Annotated in this window: 9 protein-coding genes and 1 pseudogene; 7 read left to right on the top strand and 3 right to left on the bottom strand. The window is 74.7% G+C overall.

Annotation, left to right across the window (positions count from 1 at the left end; translation table 11 throughout):
• The first annotated feature begins 95 nt into the window (after window positions 1-95).
• Window positions 96-1976 (top strand): GMC family oxidoreductase, encoded by a 1881-nt coding sequence (locus AMK24_RS03320; protein ID WP_073764783.1) that lies wholly within the window; start codon window positions 96-98, stop codon window positions 1974-1976.
• Between the two features lie 216 nt (window positions 1977-2192).
• Entirely contained in the window at window positions 2193-3908 is a 1716-nt protein-coding gene (locus AMK24_RS03315; protein WP_073764781.1) for a peptidase, read from the top strand.
• Window positions 3909-4386: 478 nt separating this feature from the next.
• Here the strand turns inward: AMK24_RS03315 and AMK24_RS03310 are convergent, their stop codons facing one another.
• Window positions 4387-4695 (bottom strand): chorismate mutase, encoded by a 309-nt coding sequence (locus AMK24_RS03310; protein ID WP_073764779.1) that lies wholly within the window; start codon window positions 4693-4695, stop codon window positions 4387-4389.
• Between the two features lie 351 nt (window positions 4696-5046).
• Between AMK24_RS03310 and guaA the strand changes: the two genes are divergently transcribed.
• The 5 genes and pseudogenes from guaA (at window position 5047) to AMK24_RS03285 (ending at window position 10072) form a co-directional block, all read left to right on the top strand.
• A complete protein-coding gene (gene guaA, locus AMK24_RS03305; protein ID WP_073764777.1) occupies window positions 5047-6633 on the top strand; it encodes a glutamine-hydrolyzing GMP synthase in 1587 nt (528 codons plus the stop codon).
• Between the two features lie 98 nt (window positions 6634-6731).
• Window positions 6732-7061: pseudogene (locus AMK24_RS03300) on the top strand (Uma2 family endonuclease); the annotation flags it as partial.
• Between the two features lie 43 nt (window positions 7062-7104).
• Window positions 7105-7875, top strand: a complete 771-nt coding sequence (locus AMK24_RS03295) for an SAM-dependent methyltransferase (RefSeq protein ID WP_073764775.1) — start codon at window positions 7105-7107, stop codon at window positions 7873-7875.
• Between the two features lie 301 nt (window positions 7876-8176).
• Window positions 8177-9445 (top strand): hypothetical protein, encoded by a 1269-nt coding sequence (locus AMK24_RS03290; protein WP_073764774.1) that lies wholly within the window; start codon window positions 8177-8179, stop codon window positions 9443-9445.
• Between the two features lie 117 nt (window positions 9446-9562).
• A complete protein-coding gene (locus AMK24_RS03285; protein ID WP_073764773.1) occupies window positions 9563-10072 on the top strand; it encodes a DoxX family protein in 510 nt (169 codons plus the stop codon).
• Here AMK24_RS03285 and AMK24_RS03280 read toward each other — a convergent pair.
• Window positions 9979-10242, bottom strand: coding sequence for a hypothetical protein (locus AMK24_RS03280; RefSeq protein WP_079190403.1), 264 nt, complete (start codon window positions 10240-10242; stop codon window positions 9979-9981). The two genes, AMK24_RS03285 and AMK24_RS03280, sit on opposite strands and share 94 nt — an antisense overlap.
• Window positions 10229-11578 carry a PspC domain-containing protein gene (locus AMK24_RS03275; RefSeq protein ID WP_073764770.1) on the bottom strand — a complete coding sequence of 450 codons (1350 nt, stop codon included), beginning with the start codon at window positions 11576-11578 and terminating at the stop codon, window positions 10229-10231. The genes AMK24_RS03280 and AMK24_RS03275 overlap by 14 nt, the downstream gene beginning before the upstream one ends.
• Window positions 11579-11753: the final 175 nt, after the last annotated feature.

Below are 11753 nucleotides of genomic sequence, written 5' to 3'. Positions count from 1 at the left end.
GGCCCCGTCCGCCCGTGCCCGGGCCGCCCGCCCGGCCCGTCCCCGGTCGCCGCACCGTCCGCCCTTTTCGTACCGATTCCGTTCCGAGGAGTGCCATGTCCCAGGTCAGCCCTGCCCAGAAACAGACCGTGCGCCACGTCCCGGCGGAGGACGACGCCGCGTACGACTACGACGTACTGGTCGTCGGCTCGGGCTTCGGCGGCGCGGTGACGGCCCTGAGGCTGAGCGAGAAGGGCTACCGCGTCGGCGTCCTGGAGGCGGGCCGCCGCTTCACCCGCGACACGCTCCCCAAGAACTCCTGGGACATCAAGAACTACCTCTGGGCCCCCGCCCTCGGCCTCTTCGGCCTCCAGCGCATCCACCTGCTCGGCAACGTCATGGTGCTCGCCGGGGCCGGCGTCGGCGGTGGATCGCTCAACTACGCCAACACCCTGTACGTGCCGCCCGCCCCGTTCTTCGAGGACCGCCAGTGGGCCTCGATCACCGACTGGCAGGACGAGCTGAAGCCGTACTACGACCAGGCCCGCCGGATGCTCGGGGTCCGCCTCAACCCGACGATGACCCCCTCCGACGTCCACCTCAAGGCCGTAGCGGAGACCATGGGCGTCGGGGACACCTTCCACCTGACCCCGGTCGGCGTCTTCTTCGGCGACGGCAAGGACGCCGACGGCACCGCGAGGACCGCGGCGGGCGGCACCGTCCCCGACCCGTACTTCGGCGGCGCGGGCCCCGACCGCACGGCCTGCACCGAGTGCGGCGAGTGCATGACGGGCTGCCGCCACGGCGCGAAGAACACGCTCAACGAGAACTACCTCCACCTCGCGGAGCGGGCCGGAGCGGTCATCCACCCGATGACCTCCGTCGTCGCGGTCACCGAGGACGCGCGGGGCGGCCACCGCGTCCTGACCGTCCCCACCGACCGCCGCCGCAGGGCCAGGCCCACCAGGCTGCGCGCCCGCGAGGTCGTCATCGCCGCCGGAACGTACGGCACCCAGACCCTGCTGCACACCATGAAGGACCGGGGCCTGCTGCCCCGGCTCTCCCCGAAGCTCGGCGAGCTGACCCGGACCAACTCCGAGGGGCTGGTGGGCGCGCAGACCAGCGACCGCCGCTACCGCAAGAAGCACGGCGTCCCCAGGGCCGACTTCACCCGGGGCGTCGCGATCACCTCCTCGATCCACCCCGACGAGAACACCCACATCGAACCCGTCCGCTACGGCAAGGGCTCCAACGCCATGGGCTCGCTGACGATCCTCCAGGTCCCCTACGGCGGACACCGGGTCCTCGGCTGGCTCGGCAACATGGCCAAGCACCCCGTCCTCGCCCTCCGTTCGCTCTCCAACCGCCGCTGGTCCGAGCACACCATCATCGGGCTCGTCATGCAGTCGCTGGACAACTCCCTGACCACGTACCGCAAACCGGGCGGCATCGGCAAGGGTCTGCTCACCGCCCGCCAGGGCCACGGCGCCCCCAACCCGGTCCAGATACCCGACGCCACCCGGGGCGCCACCCTGCTCGCCGAGGAGATCAACGGCTTCGCCGGGTCCAACATCGGCGAGCTGATGGGCACCCCGCTCACCGCCCACTTCCTCGGCGGCTGTCCGATCGGCGCGAGCGCGGAGGAAGGCGTCATCGACCCGTACCACCGCCTCTACGGCCACCCCGGCATCAGCGTGGTCGACGGCTCCGCGGTCTCCGCCAACCTCGGCGTCAACCCGTCCCTGACGATCACCGCCCAGGCCGAGCGCGCGATGTCCTTCTGGCCCAACAAGGGCGAGCCGGACCCGCGCCCGGAGCAGGGCGAGGCGTACCAACGGCTCACCCCGGTCGCACCGCGCACGCCCGCCGTGCCGAAGGAGGCGTTCGGCGCGCTGAAACTGCCGTTCCTGGGCATCCCCGTGGTGCCGCCGAAGGGGACGGCGGAGGCAGGGAAGGACGTGGAGGGCGTGGGGGACACCCCCGTGTCCCACCCGTGACCGTGCCCGGTCCGGGACGCCCGCCCGCCCCGGACCCCGGGCCCGCCCCGGACCCCGGACCCGGCCCGTGATCCGTACCCAATCCGTGATCTTCCTCCGGGCAACTGTTCGGGGAGCCGCGCGGTCGAACCCGTACCGCGTCCACCGCCGCCACCACCGCGGCGGCCGCGGGGCCGCTGCCGGGCGGCACGGCCCCGCCGAGTACCAGAGGTTTCGATGACACGCTTGTCCCCGGGAACCGCGCTGCGCCGCGCAGCGGGTCCGCTCGCCGCCGCGGGCCTGCTGGCCGTGGCCCCGCTCGCCGGGGCGGCGGGCCCGGCGAACGCCGCCGGCCTCCCGGTGGTCGTGCTCGGCGGCCCTCCGGAGACCGGCCTGCACCCGTATCCGGCCGACGGCGGGCCGAAGGCGTCCACGGTCGGCATCACCCTCGACGCCCCGGCCGCCGGGGAGGGGAGCGGCTTCGGGGGAGAGCTCACGCTCACCTTCGACCTCCAGGGGATCGCGGGCGTCGCCGACGTGGCGTTCGCCGCCGGGGCGGGGCCGGAGTGCCAGGTCAGGGGGGTGAAGGCGGTCTGCGAGGACCGGGGCGTCCGACCGGGCACGCGGTCCGTCGCCGACCTCCTCGTCACCGCCGCCCCCGGCAGCGCGACCGGCGACAGCGGCACGATCACGGTGAGCGGCGAGGCGGAGGGCGCCGCGGTCGCGCCGTTCACCGCGCGGGTCACCGTCGGCGGCCCCGACCTCGTGATGGAGGAGCTGCCGTTCCGGACGGAACTGACCCCGGGCGACCGGCAGCGGGCCCCGATCACCTTCGCCAACCGCGGCGCCGGGGACGCCGACGGCGTGCTGCTCACCCTGCGGTACACCCGGGGGCTGGACATCCCCCAGCGCTACTCCAACTGCCGGTACTCCGAGGGCGGTCCGGGCCTGCCGGACTTCGGCTGGACCACGGCGCTCTGCTCCGTCGAGGGGGCGTTCGAGGCGGGCGGAACGTACACCCTGGCCACCCCCCTGACCATCGAGGCCACCGAGCGCGCCTACCGCGACACCTTCCTCTACCGCGTCGAGGAGGCCGGTGCGGCCCGGCCCGGCCGCGCACGCTCCGCGTCCGGCGGCGGCGACGTGCTGACAGCGGTCCCGGTGAAGGCCCCCACGAAGCGGACGGCAGCGCGGAACACCGACCCCACCCCCCACGACAACCAGCGCGAGGCCGACTTCCGCACGGAGAACACGGCCGACTTCGCGGCGTACGGCGACCAGGTCTCCGGGGCCCGGGGCGCCACCGTCACGGCCGGTATCGGCTTCCGCAACGAGGGTCCGGCCTGGATCGGCCACCTCCGCTCCGGCGAGGACGTCGCCGTCGTCGACTTCACGGTCCCCCGGGGCGCTTCGGTCGTCGGGAAGCCGGACCGCTGCCGGGCGGTGACCGCCGCCGGCGCGTACCGGGAGGACCAGGCGAGCCCCGCGCCGCGCTACCTCTGTCCGACCGGGACGGCCGTGCGCGACGGTGAAGGGCTCGACCTGCCGTTCGCGCTGCGGATCGACGACGTCCTGACCGGGGCGGAGGGCGAGGTCGCCGTCCGGGGCCTTTACGCACGGAACCCGGCGCTCCCCTTCGACCCGGTCCCCGCGAACGACACCGCCCGGCTCGTCCTCAACGCCGGGGACGGCGGTTCCGCACCCGGGGGCACGGGCGGCGGCGGGGGCGAGCCGTCCGCCCCGCCGGTCCCGGCCCCGGAGGAGAGCCCGTCCGGCGCCCCGGCGCCCTCGGCGTCCACCGCCTCGGGCGTGCCCGGCGGTTCCGGCTCCGGGGGCGGCCTCGCCGCGACGGGTTCGGCCGCCGGGGCGGTCGCGAGTGCGGCGGCGGTGGCGCTGGCGACGGGGGTGACGCTGGTCGCGGCGGCACGGCGGCGGGCGGGCCGGCACACCTGATCCGGCCGAGCCGGAGGGGAGGCGGCGGAGGAGGGAGCGGGCCTCCGCCCGGAGACGTTCCGATGCGGCCGGCCCCGGGCGTCCCCGGGACCGGCCGCATATGGGGTGGCCGGGCCGCTGTCCCCTGCGGACCGGTCACATACGCCGGAATGCGGTCCCACGACGCACCTGTGGTGCGTCACACGTCCCGGCGGAGCCACGCGTGGTTCTTCCTCTCGATGCCGCCCCTGGTTGGCACGGACACCGGGAACAACGAAGGCACCGCGCTCCCGGTCACGCGCCGTACGGGTGAGACGGCTCCCGAACGCAGATACGCCCTCGCCCCGCCAAGCGGAGAACCGTTCCCTCGAAGGGGCCCGCGAGGGCCCCGCCGACCCGCCGCACGGAGGGGCGGGCCGGCGGGGAGCGGGGAGCCCCGGCCCGGCCCCGGCCCGGCCCCGCGCGGGCCCTCCGCGCGGGGCCTCCGCGCCCGGGGGTCTCACACCCGGCCGCGGCACAGCTCCAGGAGCGTCATCGCCAGCGCGGTGCCCGGCCGGCCCAGCGCGTCCCTGTAGTGGCCGAGCACGGCGGTCTCGCGCGACAGGTTGACCCGGCGGCCGCCGGAGGCGATCCGCGCCTCCTGGATCACCGCCGAGACGGCCATCCGTTCCTGGACGAGACCGATGATCCGGTCGTCGAGGGCGTCGATGCGCTCCCGGGCCCCGCCGATCAGGGCGGCGGCCTCGTCGGTGCGGGCGCCGGTCAGCTCGGCGGGGGTGGCTTCGGAGGTGGTGACGGTGGTGCTCACGGTGGTGACTCCCGGTGGGTCGTGGTGGACGACGGCCCCCGGGGCGAACGGACCCGGATACGCGAGACGCCCCGGGCCTGATGGCCCGGGGCGCCTGGAACGTTGCTTGTCAGTGGCTCAAGCAGCACGACCATGGCAGCCGGCGGGCCGGATGCCATAGGTAAAGACGAAGGTCGTGTGCTGACGCATGGGACCAGTATGGCCCCCGTCGAAGGCCCCGCCGCCCCGGGGCCCGCATCGTGAGACGGGGGCGGTCGCGCCAGCGCGCACGCCGGCCCGGCGGGGTGTTCGCGCACGGCCGGTAGAATCGGAAGAACCGACCCCCTTCACCACCGCCGGAAGGCCGCTCCCGTGCCAGCAGCACCCCCCGCCGCCCCCGACGCCACGGCCGACGTGGTCCTCGTCGTCGACTTCGGCGCGCAGTACGCCCAGCTCATCGCCCGCCGAGTCCGTGAGGCCCGGGTCTACAGCGAGATCGTCCCGTCCACCATGCCGGTGGCCGAGATGCTGGCCAAGAACCCCCGCGCGATCATCCTCTCCGGCGGCCCCTCCTCGGTGTACGCGGAGGGCGCGCCCTCCCTGGACCGCTCGCTGTTCGAGGCCGGGGTGCCGGTCTTCGGCATGTGCTACGGCTTCCAGCTGATGGCCACCACGCTCGGCGGCACGGTCGACGACAACGGGGCCCGTGAGTACGGCCGCACCCCGCTGCACGTCAGCAAGGCGGGCTCGACGCTCTTCGAGGGCACGCCCACCGAGCAGCCGGTGTGGATGTCGCACGGCGACGCCTGCTCGGCCGCGCCCGAGGGCTTCACGGTCACCGCCTCCACCGACGTGGTCCCGGTCGCCGCCTTCGAGAACGACGAGAAGAAGCTGTACGGCGTCCAGTACCACCCGGAGGTCATGCACTCGACCCACGGCCAGCAGGTTCTGGAGCACTTCCTCTACCGCGGCGCGGGCATCGAGCCGAACTGGACCACCACCAACGTGGTCGAGGAGCAGGTCGCCCTCATCCGCGAGCAGGTCGGCGACAAGCGCGCCATCTGCGGCCTCTCCGGCGGCGTGGACTCCGCCGTCGCGGCCGCTCTCGTCCAGAAGGCCATCGGCTCCCAGCTGACCTGTGTGTACGTCGACCACGGGCTGATGCGCAAGGGCGAGACCGAGCAGGTCGAGAAGGACTTCGTCGCCGCGACCGGCGCGAAGCTGAAGGTGGTCGACGCGGAGAAGCGCTTCCTCGACGCCCTGGCAGGGGTCTCCGACCCCGAGCAGAAGCGGAAGATCATCGGCCGCGAGTTCATCCGCGTCTTCGAGCAGGCCCAGCTGGAGATCCTCCAGGAGGAAGGGCCCGAGGTCGCCTTCCTCGTCCAGGGCACGCTCTACCCGGACGTCGTCGAGTCCGGCGGCGGCACCGGCACCGCCAACATCAAGTCGCACCACAACGTCGGCGGCCTCCCCGACGACATCGAGTTCCAGCTCGTCGAGCCGCTGCGCCAGCTGTTCAAGGACGAGGTCCGCATGGTCGGCCAGGAGCTGGGCCTCCCCGAGGAGATCGTCCAGCGCCAGCCGTTCCCCGGCCCCGGCCTCGGCATCCGCATCGTCGGCGAGGTCACCAAGGAACGCCTGGACCTGCTGCGCGAGGCCGACGCCATCGCCCGCGAGGAGCTGACGGCGGCCGGCCTGGACCGCGACATCTGGCAGTGCCCGGTGGTCCTCCTCGCGGACGTCCGCTCGGTCGGCGTCCAGGGCGACGGCCGCACCTACGGCCACCCGATCGTGCTGCGGCCGGTCTCCTCCGAGGACGCCATGACGGCCGACTGGTCGCGCCTGCCGTACGAGACGCTGGCGAAGATCTCCACCCGCATCACCAACGAGGTCGCCGACGTCAACCGCGTCGTGCTCGACGTGACGAGCAAGCCGCCGGGGACGATCGAGTGGGAGTGACCCCTCCCGCGCCCTGAGGGCCTCCGAGCGCTCTCCGGGGCCCTTCAGGGCCAACGCCGATGCCGTCGCTCATTCGTTTGAGCGGCGGCATTGTCGTACTGCTGGTGTACCGGGCCGACGCCGACACCGGACCCGACCAGACCTGGTACGCACCGGAGGACGTCGTGCTCGCCGTCGAGGTCGTGTCCCCCGATTCCGTCGAGCGCGACCGCGGCGTCAAACCGCGCAAGTACGCCGAGGCCGGGGTCAAGCACTTCTGGCGGGTCGAGCAGGGAGACGACGATCTGCCGGTCGTCTACGTCTACGAGCTCGACCCGGCGACGCGCGCCTACACGCCCACCGGAATCCACCACCAGAAGATGAACCTGTCCGTTCCCTTCCCGGTCGATGTGGACCTCGGCGACCTCTACCGCCGGGGCCGCCGGTAATTCCCTGGCACGGGCCGCTCCGCCCGTGCCAGGCTCCACCCCCATGTCCGCCGAAGAAGTCCGCGCCCTCATGTCCGCCGCCGGTAACGACCGCCTCACCTGGAACACCCCGCTCTCCGAGGAGCACGCCGCCCGGCTGGTCGCCGCCTGCGAGCCCGCTCCCGGTTCCCGGATCGTCGACCTCGGCTCCGGGTGGGGCGAACTGCTGATGCGGCTCGTGGAGGCCGCGCCCGGGTCCGCCGGGGACGGGGTCGAGACCGACCCGGCCGCCGTGGCACGCGGGCGGAGACTCGCGCGGGAGCGGGGGCTCGCGGAGCGGGTGCGGTTCCACGAGACGCCCGCCGCCGAGTGGGCCGAGGACGGCTACGACCTCGCCGTCTCCATCGGCTCCTCCCACGCCTGGCCCGGCGGTACGGCCCGGGAGTCGACCGGGAACGCCCTCGCCGCCCTCGCCGCCGCCGTTCGCCCCGGCGGACGGGTGCTGTTCGGGGAGGGTGTCTGGCAGCGTGAACCGACCCCCGAGGCGCTGGCGGGACTCGGGGCCCGGCCCGGGGACTACGGCTCGCTGCTGGAGCTGATCCGGCTGGCGGAGTCCTTCGGGCTGCGCGCGCTCCAGGTCACCGTCGCGGACGAACGCGAATGGGACCTCTTCGAGTCCGAGGGCCCCATCGGGCGCGGGCAGCGCTGGGCCCTGGAGCACCCGGACCATCCGCTGCACGCCGAGGTGACGGCCGAGGTGGACGCCCGCCGCACCGGCTACTACGGGGGCTACCGCTCCTCCTTCACCCTCGCCTACCTGGTGCTCTCCACCTGATCCCGGGCGACGGCGCCCCCTTGCCCGCCGCCCCCGCCCGAGGACCGCGGCCGCCGCGCACACCCCCTCCCCGTACGGCCGGACGCCGGGCGCGCGGGGGAGCCGACCGGGCCGGGACCGGTCCGGCGGCGGCCCGGTGGCCCGGATCCACTACCGGCCCCGGGGGCGGCGGATCGGTCGAACGTTTTGACGACACCCGCCCCGGCCCGCCCCGATGCGCGACCGGCCTGCCCGGTACGGCACAATTCGCTGATATCGCGGGTGAGTTGGCTGTACGGGCCGGGAAAGGGCGTAATCCTCCGTGGCGTTGGACGAAGCAAAGGCGAACGGCACGCACGGGGGCGGCTGCACGTGCGGCGACTGCCCGCACGGGGCGCGTCGCGGGCATCGGCGCGCGGTCGCCGCGTTCCTGGCCAAGCGCGACGAGCTGGCGGCGGGCCGGGGGCTGCCCGCCGGGGTCGCCCAGTCGCCCTCCGCCTCCCGGCAGTGGGTCTCCGACGAACTGACCGGCTCCGCCCGCACCGTCGCCGAGCGGGCCAGGGAGGCCGGGGAAGCCTGGCTCCACCAGGTCTGGCGGACCACCCTGTTCACCGTGGGAGGCGCGGTCGGCGCGCTGCTCCTGGGGACCTGCGCCACCGCGATCGGGGCCGGCTGGTCCACCGCCCGCACCGCCGCCCTGCTCGCCGCCCTCGTCACGGCCGGGCTGCTCACCGCCGCCGCCCGCTACCACCGCGCCCGGGGCGGCCTCCTCGCCCCGCTGATCGGGGAGGACAACCGGCTCTCCACCTCGCGGACGGTCGCCGCCTCCTGGGTGCTGCTCGTCGTCTTCGCCGTCCTCGTCCTCGCCCTCCAACTGGCCGGGGCCTCCGATCCGGACGCGCGGGACGCGTTGATCGAGGGGCTCGACCTCGTACGCTCCGCCGGGATCGTCGCCGTACTGGCGCTGGTGTGCGCGGTCGCCGTCGTGGTGCGCCGAGTGGTGACCGTACGGGTGCTGGGCCGGCGGCTCCAGAAGCTGCGCGCGGACCGGCCGCGCGCAGCCGACCTGCTCACCGACGACTCCGGGCGCGGGTCGTTCACCGATGTGCAGTACGTGCTGGTCAACGCCGTCGCCGTGCTGTTCGCCGCGGTCCGCCTGGCCCGCCGCCCGGAGCAGTTGCCCGATCTGCCGTGGGGGCTCGCGCTGCTGGTGGCGGTCTCGGCGGCGACCTATTTCGCCGGGAAGTACGCGGAGGGGGGCCGGCCGGTCGTGCTCTCCGTCGTACGGGCCCGGGAGGCGGGGGACCTGGACGCCCCGATCCGGACCGGCGACGACATCGAGATCCGGGGCGCGGGCTTCGTGCCCCCCGGCGCGGGCACCCCCGACCGGCTGGCCCGGCTCGTCGTCCGGATCGGGACCGTCCACGTCCACGTCCCGCTGGTCCCGGTCGCCGGAGGCTTCGCCAACCCGACCGACACCGTCCTGACCGTGCCCGTCCCGGTCGAGGTCGAGCCGGGCACCGTGGACCTCCAGGTCATCACCGCCGCCGGGGTGGAGACCGACCGCGTCCCCATCGACGTCACCGACTGACCGCCGCCGCACCCCGGCCGCGTTCCGCCGCCGACCGCGTCCGGCCCCTGGTGAGCGGTGCCCGGGAGGCGTACGTAGGCTCGGAGCGACGGAAATCCGGGAAGTTGGGCAGAGGCGATGAACGGTTACGGCGGCGGATCCTACGGTCTGGGCGAGCGCAGGACGCTGAAGGAGCGGGCGGGCACGTACGCCCTGCTGCCGCTGAGGATCTTCCTCGGCGTCACCTTCGTCTACGCGGGGCTCGACAAGCTCACCGGCAGCGCCTTCCTGTCCGCGGACGGGGCCGGATCGATCGGCGAGCTGATGCGCGGGGTGCGCGACTCCTCCGCGGTCCCCGCCCTCGTCGACCTGGCGCTCAAGAGCCCCGAGGGCTTCGGCCACGCCATCGCGATCGGTGAACTCCTCGTCGGCCTCGGCACCCTCGTCGGCCTCTGGGCCCGGCTCGCCGCGCTCGGCGGAGCGCTGATCTCGCTGAGCCTCTGGCTGACGGTGAGCTGGCAGTCCACCCCGTACTACTACGGCAACGACCTGCCCTACCTGATGGCGTGGCTGCCGCTGGTGCTGGCGGGCGCCACCGTGTTCTCCGCCGACGCCTTCCTCGCCTCGCGCCGGCGCCGCACCCTGTAGGAGGCCCAGGTCACCGCCGCGGCCAGCCCCAGGCCGCCGAGGAGCAGCGGCAGGAAGAACGTCCACGGGGCGTCCCAGGCCCCGGCGGCGTCGGCGGCGTATCCACCGGCCAGGGTCAGCATCACCAGGCCCGCCACCGCGCGGCCGGGCCGGAACTCATGACGCAGCACGGGTGACCTCCACCTGTCCGATGTCCACTTCCACGAGCAGTTCGATCGTCCCGGCCGGCGGTCCACCGGGCGGCGGCGGCAGCGTGCGCTCGGTCGCCCTGCCGTCGTCGATCCGGACCTGGACCCGCTGCCCGTCCTCCAGCCGGACCTCCCCCAGACGCGCCTCGGCCCGCACCTTCACCGTCACGTCCCGCGGCACGACGACGGCCGCCCGGCCCGCCGCCACATCGAGGCCGGTGCGTACGGTCCGGCCCTCGGGGACCTTCACCCCGGACAGGTCCAGCCGCGCGTCGCCCGTGCTCAGCTCGTAGTGCCGGAGCACCGCGCTCACCGAGGCGGGACGCCATTCCCGCCGGCCCCACGAGGTGTCGATGTCCTTCGGCAGCGCCGACGCGCCCGCCAGGAGCCCCGCCGTGACCAGCGCCGTCAAGAGCGTGCCGAAGCCGGTCCGCCCCAGCACCGAGGCGATCAGCAGACCGATTCCGAAGACGGCGAGCGCGGCGGTCAGACCGATCTGCAGAGCGGTGCCCAGCGGCTGCTGGTCCCAGCTCAGCCCGGTGCCCAGAGCGCCCGCCACCAGCGCCGCCAGGAAGACCGGGCCGCCGATGGAGCGCGGTCCGCGCGGCGCGGACGACGGCGACGGCGTCCGGAACGGCGCGTCCGGGCTGGGCCGCCCCGCCTTCATCCCGGCGTGCGCCGCCCCGGCGTCCGTGTCCGGCGGACCCCACAGGTAGTCCGGGCCCACCGGCCCGGTCGTGCCGTCCTTGACCATCGGATCCCGCCACCACGACGGACCGCCCGGCTTCGGCGGGGCCTTCACCTCCGGCGGCGGGGCCCCGAGCCCTCCGGTGTGCGCGGGGCCGGCCGGGGCGTCCGGAGCACCGGGCGGGGCCGCCGGGTCCTCGGGCGCCGACGACCGGGGGGACTGCGTCCACACGGAGAAGCCGACCACGGCCACCGCCAGCAGCGCGGCGAACGACAGCATCCCCCGGTTGTGCAGCATCGAGAGGAACAGTCCGCAGCCGATCAGCGCCAGCAGCAGCGCCACCAGCGCGGCTCCGTCCACCCGGCCCGACAGCAGCCTGCGCACCTCGTTCTCGTCCTCGCCGTCGGCGGGCAGCAGCAGCCAGGCGAAGCCGTAGAAGATCAGGCCGACGCCCCCGGTCACCGACAGGACGCCGAGCACGATCCGGAAGACCACCGGGTCCACGTCGCAGTACCGGCCCAGCCCGCCGCACACCCCGGCGACGACCTTCTGGCGCGGGGTGCGCCGCAGCGTCGGCTTCGGCGCTTCGGGGGGCGCGACGCCGGGGGCTGCGCCGGAGGGAGCGGTCATGCCTCCATGGTGACGGGCCGGAGCGCCCGCCGGGAGCCGCCCCGACCCTGGCCGGACCCTGATATTGCCCGCGTACGCCCCTGAAGGGCCGTGGCCGGGGCAGTGTCCGGGGCCGGCGGACGGCGGACGGCGGCCGGGGGCGGCCGGGCGCGGTCGCCGGGCGCACCCCGCGAGG

The organism is Streptomyces sp. CB02366 (assembly GCF_001905905.1).
Classification (GTDB): Bacteria; Actinomycetota; Actinomycetes; order Streptomycetales; family Streptomycetaceae; genus Streptomyces.
This window is presented reverse-complemented; position numbering and strand designations above follow the sequence as displayed.

Bases quoted from the DNA above. Each gene is read 5' to 3' on its own strand.
- AMK24_RS03320 (WP_073764783.1), top strand. From the start codon at position 96: ATGTCCCAGGTCAGCCCTGCCCAGAAACAGACCGTGCGCCACGTCCCG.
- AMK24_RS03285 (WP_073764773.1), top strand. From the start codon at position 9,563: ATGAACGGTTACGGCGGCGGATCCTACGGTCTGGGCGAGCGCAGGACG.
- AMK24_RS03315 (WP_073764781.1), top strand. From the start codon at position 2,193: ATGACACGCTTGTCCCCGGGAACCGCGCTGCGCCGCGCAGCGGGTCCG.
- AMK24_RS03295 (WP_073764775.1), top strand. From the start codon at position 7,105: ATGTCCGCCGAAGAAGTCCGCGCCCTCATGTCCGCCGCCGGTAACGAC.
- AMK24_RS03275 (WP_073764770.1), bottom strand. From the start codon at position 11,578: ATGACCGCTCCCTCCGGCGCAGCCCCCGGCGTCGCGCCCCCCGAAGCG.